Origin of the sequence: Leptospira brenneri (assembly GCF_002812125.1) — a bacterium.
GTDB lineage: Bacteria > Spirochaetota > Leptospiria > Leptospirales > Leptospiraceae > Leptospira_A > Leptospira_A brenneri.
Genome location: NZ_NPDQ01000011.1, coordinates 43,413 through 58,345 on the forward strand (window position 1 = coordinate 43,413; position 14,933 = coordinate 58,345).

At 37.6% G+C, this 14,933-nt stretch carries 13 protein-coding genes; 8 read left to right on the forward strand and 5 right to left on the reverse strand.

Annotated elements, in window-relative coordinates:
- The first annotated feature begins 58 nt into the window (after nucleotides 1-58).
- On the forward strand, nucleotides 59-1,120 hold the full coding sequence (locus CH361_RS18105; RefSeq protein ID WP_100792232.1) for a DUF1574 domain-containing protein: 1,062 nt from the start codon (nucleotides 59-61) through the stop codon (nucleotides 1,118-1,120).
- Here the strand turns inward: CH361_RS18105 and CH361_RS18110 are convergent.
- Nucleotides 1,074-2,450: a peptidase MA family protein gene (locus CH361_RS18110; protein WP_100792256.1), complete on the reverse strand. Its 1,377-nt coding sequence runs from the start codon at nucleotides 2,448-2,450 to the stop codon at nucleotides 1,074-1,076. The two genes, CH361_RS18105 and CH361_RS18110, sit on opposite strands and share 47 nt — an antisense overlap.
- A 138-nt stretch (nucleotides 2,451-2,588) precedes the next feature.
- Between CH361_RS18110 and CH361_RS18115 the strand changes: the two genes are divergently transcribed.
- The 6 genes from CH361_RS18115 to CH361_RS18140 are packed head-to-tail and all read left to right on the forward strand — an operon-like array spanning nucleotide 2,589 to nucleotide 9,266.
- Nucleotides 2,589-3,236: a hypothetical protein gene (locus tag CH361_RS18115; RefSeq protein WP_100792233.1), complete on the forward strand. Its 648-nt coding sequence runs from the start codon at nucleotides 2,589-2,591 to the stop codon at nucleotides 3,234-3,236.
- A gap of 34 nt (nucleotides 3,237-3,270) precedes the next feature.
- Entirely contained in the window at nucleotides 3,271-4,746 is a 1,476-nt protein-coding gene (locus CH361_RS18120; protein WP_100792234.1) for a nucleotidyltransferase family protein, read from the forward strand.
- On the forward strand, nucleotides 4,736-5,776 hold the full coding sequence (locus CH361_RS18125; RefSeq protein WP_100792235.1) for an NAD-dependent epimerase/dehydratase family protein: 1,041 nt from the start codon (nucleotides 4,736-4,738) through the stop codon (nucleotides 5,774-5,776). The genes CH361_RS18120 and CH361_RS18125 overlap by 11 nt, the downstream gene beginning before the upstream one ends.
- 1 nt (nucleotide 5,777) lies before the next feature.
- On the forward strand, nucleotides 5,778-6,500 hold the full coding sequence (locus tag CH361_RS18130) for a glycosyltransferase (protein ID WP_100792236.1): 723 nt from the start codon (nucleotides 5,778-5,780) through the stop codon (nucleotides 6,498-6,500).
- Nucleotides 6,473-8,035: a hypothetical protein gene (locus CH361_RS18135; RefSeq protein WP_100792237.1), complete on the forward strand. Its 1,563-nt coding sequence runs from the start codon at nucleotides 6,473-6,475 to the stop codon at nucleotides 8,033-8,035. The genes CH361_RS18130 and CH361_RS18135 overlap by 28 nt, the downstream gene beginning before the upstream one ends.
- Nucleotides 8,036-8,051: 16 nt before the next feature.
- Complete coding sequence (locus CH361_RS18140) at nucleotides 8,052-9,266, forward strand: AZOBR_p60025 family cell surface glycopolymer formation protein (protein ID WP_100792238.1); 1,215 nt, start codon at nucleotides 8,052-8,054, stop codon at nucleotides 9,264-9,266.
- Between the two features lie 5 nt (nucleotides 9,267-9,271).
- Here CH361_RS18140 and CH361_RS18145 read toward each other — a convergent pair whose 3' ends face one another.
- Together CH361_RS18145 and CH361_RS18150 are read right to left on the reverse strand one after the other, a co-directional pair.
- A complete protein-coding gene (locus tag CH361_RS18145; RefSeq protein ID WP_100792239.1) occupies nucleotides 9,272-10,747 on the reverse strand; it encodes a PDZ domain-containing protein in 1,476 nt (491 codons plus the stop codon).
- A 4-nt stretch (nucleotides 10,748-10,751) separates the two neighbouring features.
- Nucleotides 10,752-12,299 carry a S1C family serine protease gene (locus tag CH361_RS18150; protein ID WP_100792240.1) on the reverse strand — a complete coding sequence of 516 codons (1,548 nt, stop codon included), beginning with the start codon at nucleotides 12,297-12,299 and terminating at the stop codon, nucleotides 10,752-10,754.
- Nucleotides 12,300-12,330: 31 nt separating this feature from the next.
- Here CH361_RS18150 and CH361_RS18155 point away from each other — a divergent pair, with 31 nt between their 5' ends.
- A complete protein-coding gene (locus CH361_RS18155; protein ID WP_100792257.1) occupies nucleotides 12,331-13,368 on the forward strand; it encodes an ATP-binding protein in 1,038 nt (345 codons plus the stop codon).
- Nucleotides 13,369-13,406: 38 nt separating this feature from the next.
- Here CH361_RS18155 and CH361_RS18160 read toward each other — a convergent pair whose 3' ends face one another.
- Together CH361_RS18160 and htpX are read right to left on the reverse strand one after the other, a co-directional pair.
- Entirely contained in the window at nucleotides 13,407-13,940 is a 534-nt protein-coding gene (locus tag CH361_RS18160) for an adenine phosphoribosyltransferase (RefSeq protein WP_100792241.1), read from the reverse strand.
- Between the two features lie 94 nt (nucleotides 13,941-14,034).
- On the reverse strand, nucleotides 14,035-14,925 hold the full coding sequence (gene htpX, locus CH361_RS18165) for a protease HtpX (protein WP_100792242.1): 891 nt from the start codon (nucleotides 14,923-14,925) through the stop codon (nucleotides 14,035-14,037).
- Nucleotides 14,926-14,933: the final 8 nt, after the last annotated feature.

The following is a 14,933-nucleotide window of genomic DNA, read 5'->3' on the forward strand; positions in this document are numbered from 1 at the left end:
CGGGGGAACCTCTTCAATTCGCTTTACTTTTAAATCCACATCCTTTCTCCTTTCAGATATGCTCAAGGCGCGGTTCCTTTTTTATCCGGTTATCCTGTTACTTTTTTTATTTGTCGTTGATTCTCTCTTTCGAATCCCTTATATTCAGACAATTACCAAGATTGATTTAACGGCAGTTAACTATAAGGCCAAATCGGACTTTTTAGGAAAATTAATTTCTGAAAAACCAGGAGTTCATTCATCCAAAACTAAAAAAATCATGTTGATTTTGGGTTCTTCTCGCCTTCTTTATTTTGATCACGATGAATTAGTATCTTTTTACCCTGACTGGGATATTTATAATCTTTCTTCTGCTGTTACCACTCCTGCTTATTACGACTTCCAACTTACGAAAGTGTTGGATGCAGGGATCAAACCAGATTTGGTTGTGATGGAAACAGATCCAAACCAGTTCAATCAAAACTCAGTATTCAAAAGTTCAAACCTAACTTATAGTTTTGATCTTTCTTACGTACTTTCCAATTTGAGTTTGTTTGGGAAAGATCACGTTTCTTTTTATTTAGGTCGCAAACTTTTTGCTGTAGGTACTTACAAACCCTATATCGATCAAATGTGGAGAAATTATAAAAACCCATATTTAGAAAATGCATTTGAAATGCACCAAGCAACTTACGATTATATCCTCACTCATAATGGAAACGGTCTTTCTCCAATAGATAATTATATGGAGAAGGATTCTAATTCTTTACAAATGACTAGCCATAGAACTTTGGATTGGTTGTTTGCTTCTTATGTGCGTAGTCCGATGCAGTTTGGGTTTTATGAAAAAATTTTAAACCGATTGCAGACAGAAAAAATAAAAACCATCATCATTTGGCCACTTTCCTCTCCTGATTTTGAAACTTTGATGGAAAAAGAGTCTCTTGTGAAAACTTGGGAAAAAGAAATTGATTCCATCACAGCGAGTAAAAACTTTTCGATTTTAAAATTAAAAAATGATCCATCATACACATGTAATGCGTTTGCGGACGGTGGTCACGTAGCGAAAGATTGTTATCGTAGTTTGATGCGTTCTATTCTATTGGAATACTTTCGGAAGTACGAACCAAATCATCTGTAAATTCTATCCCACAAATGGGGATGGGTCCAGAAGAAGATTCAATTACCGATTTGAGAGACCGAGGTTTTTTGGGAATGGTCAGAGAGGTTCCTTCTTCATTCGTTTGCACATACTTTGCACTTGCATTGATCCCTGCGGGAGAATCTGCCCAAAAGAAAATACCTTTGGTTGTGGCAGTAGTCACTCTTCCATAATTCTTTCTGGAAGAACCTGCAGAAATTGAAGGTGTTCCCATCGCCGCTGTATAGAAGTTTGTAGCTCCCTGTTTGATACTACCACGGTTGGTTGTGGGAACGACGGGATTTGTTACGATCCTTGCCAAAGTAGTGGATAAGGGATATCTAGTGAGGGCTGTTGCTAAATTAATTGTGGTGGGGGAAGCTCCATCGCTTGTCACTTGTTCGACGGAAGTTAGATTGGCGATTCCAAAACTTTGGGCACCGAGTAGAGCAAAAACTCGAAAGAAAACATCTGCATTATTATTCCCAAGTAAAGATGCGTCAAAGTTTGGAGCGTAGGCGGTATTTCTAAATACATTAATTAAATTCCCTGTGGAATTTGCTCGAGTACCAGAAGCTCCAACCACTGTCTCTCGAAAGAAGTTTTGTCTTTGGGAATCGTTAGTTCCTGAAATATCATAAAGATAACGCATAAATACATAAGCATAAGAATATTGTTTTAGAATGTCGGAACCGCTACTATCCCAGTCGAGTAATGACACACCATTGATTCCATCAGAGCAACGTGAATCATTCACTCCTGAGTAACAATCCATTCTACCATTTTGTGGTCCATAGCCTGCGATATCACTTGCCACTTCACTTGTCCCTTCATTGATCCAAGTTTCATCGGTTTGGTTTGCTGATCGCATTCTCGGATATCTTAGTAAATGTTGGAATTCATGGGCTGCTGTGGAAGCAAAAGCATTGGGATCATTTTTAAGAGCAGCGATTAGTTCTTTCCCATCCATATATAAAACTTCTGCATAATTGGAACGAATCCGAGAAAAGAAGTTGTCTGGGAAATAATTAACAGGATCAAAATACCCTGCCACATAAGCACTGTTTGCTGTGGCACCATCGCGAATGTCCATTACCAAAATTTTTACTTTCCCGTCTCCATCCACATCGCTAGGTTCTCCAAAAGTTGCAACTAATGTAGGGTAGGTGAGAGTGTCGAAATCACGAGCAAACTTAACTAAATCAAAATTAAGAGATAGGGATCTTTCTTTATAGACTTCCACATAGGTTCCAGAACTCACTAAATCTACAGCCACACAAACACTGGATTGTGTCGTTAAATCTCTTGCCCAAAGATCAGGTCCGTTCACACAATTAGCATTAATCAGTGAATAAACTCCAAGTAACATGACTAGGTCGTCATTTTTTTCTTTTTTCGGATTTAGGAGATTGCAATCGAATGTGAATGATGTTATGAAAAGAAGAGGAAAAAGGATAAATCGTTTGATATGCATAAATTCCTAATAACGGGCCTAATTCCCCTGACATTCTTTTGGACGAATCCAAATTTTGCAAAGTCACTGGATGGTCTTTATTTTTCCGAGAAACTCGCTACGGAGAATGGTTTTCTTATATTAGGAATAGAGATCTTCACGGAAAAGGGAAAGTCTTTTTATAATGCTCAAGAATTAAGATACCAGAAATCAAGAGGTTGGGAAGAGGTATTATTCCTGGGGAAGGTCACAACAGAAGGCCAAGATCTCATCCTTGTCCCTGAGGCCTGCCAAATCCGAGCAACAGATACTTGGGGGAAAAAAATGGCCCTCCTTCGTCGTTTTGATTGTGATCACTTAGAATTTCGATTGGGGCAGCCGTCTCCAGGTCAGTTTTCGATTTCTGAATCGTTACTGGGAACGATGAAACAAGTCTCCTTACCTTTTGTTCTCGAACACAGTGCTGGAAGTCCCGTAGCCCTTCATTTTGATGGACTGAAGACAGCTGAGGAAGGCATTTGGGGCTTCCATTTGAATGGGCTTGGGGGGAAACTTCCTGAAAAGTCATGGAGTCTTTCTAAACGCAGTTGGGAGCCATTCCAGGGTTATAAAACTAGTCCCGGTTTCCAATTCTACCGATGGAAACGATCCTTTTCTAATTGACCCAGGGGTTCGTTCCAGGGACTTTCCTTTTACATTGAAAAAGATCAGAATTGGGGTCATTGCAGCTGCCGGAAAAGGAACCCGAGCATATCCCCGAACCAGCTTCATTCCAAAACCACTCTTCGTCATTGAAGGGAAGTCCATCCTCCACCGGAATGTGGAGCTGATGGTCAAAACCTTTGGAATCGAAAAGGTTTACGTTCTGGTAGGTCACCTAAAAGAGAGGATAATCGCAGAGATTGATCACATTCGTTTGGCTCTTCCCAAAGTAGTGATCGAACCTGTAGACTGGACAAAACAGGGGTTGGCATCTGACGTAGCAAGCCTCGAAAAAACCATTCATGAACCATTCCTTACGATCCTTGGGGATGAGTTTTATTACCGCACAGACCACGATCAGTTTTTAAAAGTTTTAAAAAAACATCCGAATATGGCTGCCTCCATCGGGATTGTAAAAACATCCTTACTTTCCAGGATTCGTAAAAACTATTCCGTTGTATTAGAAGATGATAAAATAGTAAATTTGGTTGAAAAACCAGAAAATCCTCCCAATGAACTTTTAGGTTTGGGAAGTTATTTTTTTACACCTGAATATTTTGAGTTTTTTAAAAAAACTCCCGCATCACCAAAATCAGGTGTCATTGAAATCACAGATGTGATTGATAAGATGGCAAAAGACTCCAAAGGCGGAGTGTTTGCTACTACCTTAAGTTGTGAATACTTCAATATCAATTCCATGCAGGATTACTATCATGCAGTGTATGAAGTAAGAAATGATCTTTTCCATAAATTCAAAACTAGTCTCGTAATTCCAACTAACAATAATGAAAGGTCCATCACTGATGTGATTGTTGATTTCAAAGATAAATTTAACGAAATCATTGTGATCGATAACGAATCAACCGATGCCACTTTGTCTTTAAGTAAAAAAGAAAAAGTAAAAACCTACACCTTCCCCGGTGATGGTGATCCTACTAGACTTGGTGAACAAGTCAGACGGGGGATTGAATACGCAACGGGGGATATCATTGTGGTCGTTTCTCCCGATGGTTCTTTTCGCTCCAAAGACTTTCCTAAATTACTCGAATATATGAAAGACTCCGATATGGTGATCGGAACCCGTACGACAAGACAGATGATCGAACAAGGATCCAATCTCAAACCTCTATACCGTTTGGTGAATTTGCTGATGGGAAAACTGGTTGAGGTATTTTGGTGGGGACAAGAACCAAGATTCACAGATGTGGATTGCCAGTTTTTTTCTGTTTGGCGAGAGTCTTATGAACGGGTGAAACCACAGCTCGTGGCTCAAGATCGTAAGTTCATTGTGGAACTTATGATTGATATTGTTAGATCTCATATGCGTTGTATCGAAATCCCTGTATCTTATTTTAAACCAGTAGGGCAGGTGGAATACCGATTACGCGATATGATTTCAGATTCCATTCATATCATAAAATTAATTTTATCTAAAAAGTTTTACCTAGGAGAAGATCGCGATGGCGAATAAAGTATTGGTAACAGGCGGATGCGGATTTTTAGGCTCCCATGTTTGTGAATTATTCCGTAAAGAAGGTTGGGATGTTGTTAGTTTTGACAACATGACAAAATATGAATTGAAACGAACTGGTTACGGATCAGATGCCACTCGCGATTATAACTGGAATTATTTAAAATCAATCGGTGTCACTATGGTGAAAGGTGACATTCGTAATTTAGAACATTTGATGGATCGTTCTGCTGATTGTGATTATATCATCCACACGGCAGCTCAGCCTGCAATGACCATTTCTTGGGAAGATCCAGAGTTAGATTTTTCTACCAATGTGATCGGAACTTTTAATGTAATGGAAGCAGCCAGAAAACATAAAATTCCTGTTGTGAATACTTCTTCCATCCATGTTTATGGGAACTCGATTAATGATAGTTTAACGGAAGGAAAAACTTCTTATGAAAGAAATCCAGTAGAGATTTCTGTGGAACAACCTACGATGGTAGGTCAAATTTCGCCTCTCCACGCATCCAAAATGAGTGCTGAACACTATGTGCGGTCTTATACTGATATGTATGGTGTAAAAGCAGCAAGTTTCCGTTTTACAGGAATTTACGGCGAACGTCAATTCGGTGGCGAAGATCATGGTTGGGTGGCTAACTTTGCAATTCGTTCTGTATTTGGTCTTCCTCTTCGTATTTTTGGAACTGGAAAACAAACAAGAGATATCTTACATGCTGAAGACGGTGCAAAGTCTTATTTAGAGTTTTTTAAGAATCCAATTCCTGGTGTGTACAATATTGGTGGAGCCAGTCCACATAAAATCTCTCTTTTGGAATGTATCCACCTCATTGGTGAGATACTAGGCAAAAAACAAGAAATTCTTTTTGAAGTGGAAAGACCAGGTGACATGCGTTATTTCATTTGCGATATCAAAGAAGCAAAAAAATTCGGATTTAATCCTAAGATTTTGCCAAAAGAAGGTGTGACAAGACTTCTTAAATGGATTGAAGCAAACAAAGACGTATTCAATATCTCTGGAAAGTAAAATGGCAAACAAAACTCTCGTCATCATCCCGGCATACAATGAAGCAGAAACCATTGAGGAAGTGGTTCGGGGTGCCATTGTATATGCAGATGTTTCTGTAACAGATGATGCGAGTAAAGATGCTACACCAACCATCTTAGCCAAATTACAAAAAGAGTTTGGGAAAAGACTCAATGTCATCCGCCACGAAAAAAATACTCACATTCCAGGAGGAATCCAGGATGGAATGAAGTATGCAGTGTCAAAAGGTTATGATTGGGTGATTACAATGGATGCTGGATTGTCGCATGACGCGGGTTATTTGAAAGAGTTTCAGTCCTTCCCTGATTGTGATTTAGTGATTGGATCTCGAACCTCTACTGTCAACGTTCCAGTTTACAGAAAACTCATTTCCTGGCTTGCTGCTAAGGTTATGAATTATTGTTTATCCAAAGGAGTATTCAACCTCTTTGGTGCAAATTTACGCGACTGTACCAGTGGATACAGACGGTATTCTAAACCAATGTTTCAGAAAATCGCGACTTATCCTTTGGAATCAGTTGCCTTTGATTTTCATATGGAAGCCTTGTCGATTGTCGCCAATAACAATGGTACCATTAAAGAATTACCAATTCGTTATATCTTTTCAAATAGTAGTTTTAACAAAAAAGTACTAAAGCTCGCAATTAGTTTTGCAAAAAAACTTTTGTTACGAAAATGGAAACTGATCCCACAATACCCGTAAATCAATCCCGTTTCGGGCAGAAATGGAAAGTTTTTCTCGTCACCATTCTTCTGTTTGGTGGTATCATTCTCCTAGATAGAATTGTGTTTTCTAAGTTATATTTTCTGTTTCCAAATGAAACAGAATGGGACTCTTCTCCTTGGTATAACTTTCTTTATAGAACAAAAGAGTTACAATCGACCCAAGACAAACACCGAACCATCATTGCCGGGAGTTCTGTTGCTTTGTATTCGGTATTACCTGATGAACTAAACAGGGAAAATAATCCACAAACGAAATACTCTTTTTTTTCCCATGTAGCAATGGCTCCCACGGACCTCGATTATTACAAAGAAGATCTTTTGGATTCACATCCTGATCTAGTGGTCTACATACATAATTTTGCAGATTTACAATGGGAATACCAAGAACTTATCAATGGTAAATTAATCTTTAATGAAAAAATCTGGGTCACTCAATTTGGAGATCGTTATCCAGCAAAAACCATTTATCCTGGTGATTATTTAATGGATCACTGGAAAGAGTTACCAAGAAAAACACTTTCGAAACTCATCACCAAAACATTGTTTTACGTGAGTCGTTTCCGAGTTTTCTTTTGGGATCCGATAGAAGTATACATCGATAATCATTTTAGGAGTGGTCGGAAGTATCACCTTTACCAAGGAGAAAAACCAAAGGAAGGGATCTGGTCCAAGGGATGGACCAAAGAATCCGCAACATTGGAATGTTCCGATAAAAAAGAGAATGAATCTATTTTCCTGCAGAAATCAAAAACAAAACTAAGATTCCGTTTTTTTACTCATATAAATTCTTTAGAAAAACCAATCCATGAAATGGAAAAGACATTTGATCGTTCTGGTTGGAACGATTTAGAATGGAATTCTCTTATTCCGGCATCGCTCGATTGGAGAGCGGTTCAAATTCAAATTATCTCAGAATTATCTTCTGCAAAAGAGGTTAATCTTATTCGATATGGTAGAGATGAGTTTGTGGGAATTCGTTTGTCTCATTTTTTCTGTAAAAAATCAACATTAGAAAACAGATCTTACTCTCGCGGTACTTACTGGGATGACACTCGTTTGGTGACAAAAACGATTCCTGATTTTCAAGCAGATTATTTTGAGCGTATGATTCGTGATGCAGAATCTAGACCTGAACTTATGAGATTACATTTGGTTCGGGAAGCAAAAAAAAATGTAAACAAAGTTCCTTTTGAACCTTGGTGGGAGTTCAATCGAATTCTTAATATTTCTGATTATTTCTATCAACATAAAATTCCTTTTGTTCTTGTTTTAAGCCCTGAAAATCCGATTGAATTTGATTTTTATAAAAGTTCGCAGTGGAGAAAAGATTGGATTTCCAGTTTAAAATCTCATCTAAATGCGAGAGGCCAAACTTTAATTGATCACACCGAAGCTGTTAGTGATGTCCGGTATTTTTTTGATCCACACCATTTAACTTACGAAGGTGCAAGTTATTATAATCATATTTTTTCTAAATCATTAGAATCTCAAATTTCAAAATCAAATCCTTAGTCTGGAGCCAAAAACAATGGTATTAAAAAGATTATTCCCTGTATTTTTATTTTTCCATTCGAAACAATGGCTTACCATTTTATCGTTTTTTCTTGTTTGGGGAATTTCTACTTTAAGTTATTGGAAAAAATACGAATGGAACCCTAGCTCCATGGTGAATTTTGGGTATGAATTTGCTCTGCAAAATCAGAAAGAAACTCCAGAGAAAGCAATTTTATTCAAAGGGGAGAAGGGTGACTTGGGAGCCGGATACGATGGTCAAATTTTCTATTATTTTTCAAGACCACTATCTGAGTTTCATCTGAATTGGCCAAAGGGGTTTGATGAATCCTATAGAGCACCGCGAATCGGTTATCCACTGTTAATTGCTCTTTTTGGTTTTTTTGGTAAAACAACGGCTATTTTTGGAATGTACTTCTGGAATATAGGGCTTACTCTTCTTTCTTATTTTTACTTACGTAAATTACTAAGTGAAGAGATAAAACCGTATGCGATATTATACCTTCTTAGTCCTTTTGCTTTGGGAAGTTATTATGTACTTGTGAGTGATTCTGTAATGGTTTCCATTCTAATCATCGCATATTACTTTTATGTAAAAGAAAACTATATCCCTTTTGTTTTACTTTCTAGTCTCGCTATTTTAACCAAAGAACCTGCTTTATTTTTATTATTTCCTTTAGGCCTTGCGGCTCTTTTTAGAAAAGATTGGAAACGAATTTTGCTTGTTGGATCAGTTCTAATCATTCCTCTTTGTTGGCATTTGTATTTGGCATATCGTTTCCCCAATTGGAGGCCAGGCCGACTTACAGATTTTATTTTACCATTTGAAGGACTCATCTCTTATATGGAATCCATTTGGCGACAACTTGCAAACGGATCCAACTGGAAAGAATTGGCCAGATTATTTTCACGGTTTCCACTTGTTGTTTTATTCTTTTTAGGTTTGTTTTTGCCATTCACTGGCCAAGTTCGCAAAGGTTGGGAATTTCGAATTTCCTTTTTACTGATTATGTTCATGGTAGGGACCGCCGGTTATTATCATTTTTGGTCTGTTTACGAAAACGTGTCTCGTATGTTTACCCTTTCTATTCCAGTTTTGTTATTAATTGCAAACGAAGATCAGACCATTAGAAAACAAGAATATGTTATATTCACTCTGCTCATTCTTGTTTTATTTTTAGTTAAGGTTTTACTGATTTCAAAACAATTAGGTTATCAACAAGGGTTTTAAGGGCTCTAAAAATTAGAATCCTTAGGGATTTGAAAACTTTGTTTTGCTTCTGCATTGAGGGTTTGGATTTCTTCTTTTTTAAAGATTAGTTCGAATCCATCAGACATCACAAACCGTATATAGTTTGAATTTGTCTCTTTGACTAAATTCTGAAGTTGGCTTAAGGATTGGATTGGAACTCCATTGACTGTCTTTAAAATTAATTGGTGAGCAGTATGATAGGCTTTGTTCCCAGAAAGTGGCAACACTTGTGATAAAAATATTACCTTCCCTTCGTTCCCATTTCGTTTGATCCGGTAAAAATCGTTTAGATACAGTAGTTCTTTGTTAACACGGTTACGCCATTGAGTGCCATGTTCTGTTAAATACTGTTCAGACAGTTCTTGAAAGATAATACCAGCTAACATCAAATATTTGGGAGTTTGGAATCTTGAATTTCCATAGGGAATTCGAATGGTCGATTCCTCTAAAGGTTTTAAATCCAATTCAAGAGAAACTGGTTTTTTATTTCGAAAAACCTTTAGTTTGATTTTTTTCCCGAAATTAGAATCCATATCATTGGTATTATGGAATAAATATGACAAATTGAGTTTTCCAAATTTAGGATGATCAAAATAACCTTTTGGATCAACCTTCACGTTGGAAACTTCTAGAAGGACATCTTCCAATTGTAAAATTCCATCTGCCGAAGAGCCTGGATAAATTTCTGCAATTACCACTCCTAAATCATCTTTTTTAAGTCCATAATGGTTTCTTGTGGCTGAGTCAGTGAGTGGTTTGAATCGAAAACCTTTAAACGGAAAACTTTTGCCTTCAATAAAATGTTTAATGGAAAAAGAAGGAATGACTCTACCCGTACCAGTTTCTTTGAATTGGTAGAGAATACCTTGTGGGATTCTTGCTGTGGCATCAACGATGAGTTCGCCTACACCGTCTAACTTTTCTTCCGATTGAACCTCGATAAAAGGTAGCTCCACATAACCGCTAGAATACGCTTCCATATCCAAACGAATCATTCTGATTTTTTTCTCTTCTAGGGTTCTTTGGTCCTTACTTTCCATCACAAGACCAGTCCCTGGTAAAAACAATTCGTTAGGAAAGATAACGGCTTTTAAATCTTTAGAAGCAGTTGGGTCATTTAATTTTAAAATCGCGAGACCTAAATCAGGATCTAAACGTTCTAATTCAGCAGTATATAGTTTTAAAGCATCTGGTTTTTTGATTTCAATGTTTGTATAAAAATAAACTGCTTGAGCAGGAACCAGAATTCGATTTTCTCCAATATAAATGCCCGTGGAATAACGGACTTCTGGATTTTTGAACCGCCAGGGTTGTAAAAAATTAGGATATTGGACCGTTGCTTTGACTTGAAGGATGGATGCATCTGTCATTCCCACAGGAATGGATTTTCCAAAAGCAGGGCTTACAAAAATAAATAAAAGGATCCAAATGAATCTACTGTTTTGATTCCAAAATAACATGTGTTTAGTTTCCTATTAACTGGTAGGTCTTTTTGATTTCAAGGTCGGCACGTTCTGATTCTTCTCTATCCAAAACCATAGGCAATTGGATTCCGTGGAATTGAATGCGTATGGTTTTTTCTGTAGAGGATCGGAGGAGTTCTTTTAAGTGGGCTAAGTTTTTTACCTTTACCCCATTCAAAGATTCAACCACCATATTTAAATAAAAATCGGAATGAGAATTATTCGGATGTGGTAATTTGCGATATAAAACTACATCCTCGGACTCCCCATCGGATAATGTAGTAGCATCATAAAACCGGTAAACGAGTAAACTCCCACCTTGAGTTTGTCCATTTTTACTCCAAGCTTCTAATAGATCCCGGTTGACTGTTTGGAACACAAGACCACCAAACACTAGATAATCGTAATTAATGCCATATCTTGATCTTTGTTTTTCCATTTGTGGCATTTTTTTTGCTGGAAATTTTACATTTATCTTCTTTTTATCTCGAATGAGATCAAAACTGATTTCTTCACCAGCAAACTTATTATCTACAAGCTCTAAAAAATCAACGGAATTTGATTCTAGTAGATTTCCGTTCCTTCCTATCTTACGTCCGTCGATGGCAGTTAAGTAGTCACCTGGTTTTAAATATCCATCAGCAGAACCTGCTTTTAAAACTTTCGTAACAAAAACTCCTTCTATGGAGTTCGGGATTTCATAAAATTTCCTATGTGATTCTGAATAGGAGGGTTGGGTTTGAATCCCCAACTCAACATAACCGTGATAAGTTCCATCCTCTATATCTTTTAAAAAATGTTGGATCACTCCCGTGGGAATGATGTAACCGATATTTTCTCCTTTAGTAGAAGCTTGGAAGGCAACACCAACGACCTTCCCATTTTGGAGCGCGGGTCCCCCTGAGTTTCCTGGATTGATGGCAGCATCTACTTGGACCACCAAATGGCTATCGATTTGTGAATGTGCATAAGTAGATTGTTCAATTCTTGAAACGATACCTCGGCTAACAGATATTTTACTTCCGCCAATCGGATATCCGATAATATCCACTGGGCTTGCCAGCTCTGGTAAATTTCCTAGCTCTAAATAACTACTATCTTCGTAAAATTCAGGATTCGAAACTTCGAGAAGAGCTAAATCACAATCATGGGCTATGAACAAAACTTTTAGTTCATACCATTCGGTTTGGTTGTTTCTCTGAGCTTCCATAAATTTTGCATTCGATACTACATGGGCATTTGTGAGGATTCGGTTTTTGGAAATTAAAAATCCAGATCCCGTCGAAGCAGAAATCCCGGAAGAGATCCAGGGGGAGAAGGGGTCTTTGGCTTGGGAGAAAACTCGGATTTGGACTACAGATTTCTTGATTTCGTCGATGGAGAGTCTGTTTTCCTCAGGATAAACCGGGCTAAGGAATAAACTCGTAAAAAATAAAATAGTACTCGCAAAGAGAGACAGGGAGGGGAATATTTTTTTTTGTTTTTGCATGAGTTTGTTTGAATCCATTATATTCGGAGTTACCGCCTGTTTTTCATTGATTGCCGGTATTGTTTCATTTAGAAAGAATCCTCGGACAAGAATGAAAACAAGTTTTTCTATCTTCGCAGCTTTTTTCTGTATCGGAGATTTGACAATACTCAGTGATAGTTTGTTCTTAGAAAATCAAATCTTAAACCAAACACAATCCATCTCCACCTATTTAATTTTTTTATCGTTTGCTCTTTTATACTTTGGATTACAGTTCCCAACTTTCTTTCGTAATTTTCCGCGCCTGGTTGTTATTTGTTCCTTTGTTTTGGGAATGGGGATCATGTTACTTTTTGTAGACATAGGTTTACCTAGTGAAGTTTATCCACAGGCTAATCTTATTTTATTAAAGTATTACTATAACATCTACTTTCTGTTAACTGCAATTGCATTTTCTTATTTGGTGATTGCTAAACTTCGTTACAATTTCCCCGCTATCCAAAAATTTATGGAATATATTTATTTGGCGACATTTCTCACTTGTATCTTTTTTATTTTTCTTTGTTTTTCCCCAAATTTCATACCTTTGACAACAAAGTATTTTTTGCATTTTTTTCTATTTATCAATTTGCTTTTTCTTTCCTGTTTTGTTGTTTTTTTGTTCCATTATTCTTTTACGGAAGATTATTTAACACATCCATTTTCTTTTATCTTTGAAAGATCAAATAAGATTTTTGAAGACCAAATCCTGGCCACAAGATCTCACTCAAGACTGATTAAAGAAAAACTTTGGGGGTTGTATGAAAAAAGAAACTGGAAAAACATTATGGATAGTTTCTGGTTTCAAATTCTTGTGGATGAAACTTTGGATAATGCACTAGAACATGGAGGGAAAAGAGAAGATGACATCATCACAGTTCATGTATTTGAGTCAAGGAAATACATTGATGTTTATGTAATTGATAGTGGAAAAGGTTTTAATCCGAGACTTATCCCAAGTCCTATTGAGTCGGACCGGAAGTTAGTCACAAGCGGGCGAGGAATTCATATTCTGAAAAAGTTGTTTGTAGTTCGATGGAATTTTCTTGGAAACGAAGTGAGTATTCGTGTGGATAAAACAAAGAGTTCTGATTGGAAATCTATAACCTAACCAAAACTCCTTATTTCTAATAGAATTTAGATTTAAATTTAATGTCCTTCGAATTCACAAATGGAAAATACATCAACTCCATAAGTATCTTTAATTCGTTTTGCTCCACCTAAATCTGGTAAGTTGATGATGGTTGCACATTCATGAACTACACCTTTTAAATTTTGAACTAGTTTGATCGAAGCTTCTAGAGTTCCCCCAGTGGCAATCAAATCGTCCATAATCAGGACTCGTTCTCCAGGGTTAATGGCATCCGTATGGATTTCTACATGATCCACACCATATTCCAAAGCATAGGATTCAGAGATAGTGGTTCCAGGAAGTTTGCCTTTTTTACGGATCGGAACAAATCCCACTCCAAGTTGGAAAGCAAGAGCGGCTCCAGGAATAAAACCTCTGGCATCAATAGCGGCAATTTTATTTAATTTAGCATTTTGGTATCGTTCTACAAACATTCCAATCGTGAGTTGGAATCCTTCTGGGTCGATGAGAAGGGAAGTAATATCGCGAAAGAGAATCCCTGGTTTCGGGTAATCGGGAATGGTTCGAATCTTAGATTTCACAATGGACATAATAGGATGAAACCAAGGAAGACTAAGGCTTTGCAATAAAAAAAGGCCGGCTATTTTGCCGACCTTTCCACTTTGTTTGTCTTTTGTGAAGATTTTATCTCATTTGTTTGAGAGCTAAAATTCTTTCTTCTAAGGCAGGGTGGGTTGCAAATAGAGAAAGAAAACCACCTTTGTTAGAAGAGATCTTAAAGGAAGCAAGAGCTTCTCCTCTCGGATCTTCTGGCATCTCTACCATTTGTCTGAGTGATTCCAAAGCAGAAATCATAGATTCTCTTCCCGCAAGTTTAGCCCCACCGGCATCCGCACGGAACTCTCTTTGGCGAGAGAAATAAGCCACTGCCATGGAACCAAGAATCGAAAACGCGATGTCAAGAACGATAGTGACAACAATTCGTACGATATGTGCCATTTCTTCTTTTACTGCATTTGATGCCACATAAGCAATGATACGAGAAATGAACATAGCAAATGAGTTCACAACACCTTGGATGAGAGTGAGGGTTACCATATCACCATTGGCAACGTGTGACAATTCGTGGGCAAGTACACCTTCTAACTCTTGTGCATTCATACGGTTTAGTAATCCCGTAGATACAGCAACAAGGGCACTGGATTTACTTGGACCTGTTGCGAAAGCATTCACTTCAGGAGATTCGTAAATCCCAACTTCTGGCATAGGAAGATGAGCTCGTTGTGCGAGTGATTGCACTCGGCGATACACATCCATCTCTGGAGCGGAAGCTTTTTTCGGGTCGATGACTTTTACACCCATCGTCCACTTTGCCATCATTTTAGAAAGTAAAAGCGAAATGAAAGATCCCGCCATACCCCACATTAAACAGAATACAATGAGTCGCGTTAGATCCAAACCATAGGCACGGATGCTAAATCCCATCGAACCAAGTAGTGTGGTCACGATGGAGATGGTAGTCATAATCAAAATATTGGTTAACAGGAAAAAACCGATTCGTTTGATCCAAGTCATAGGAAATT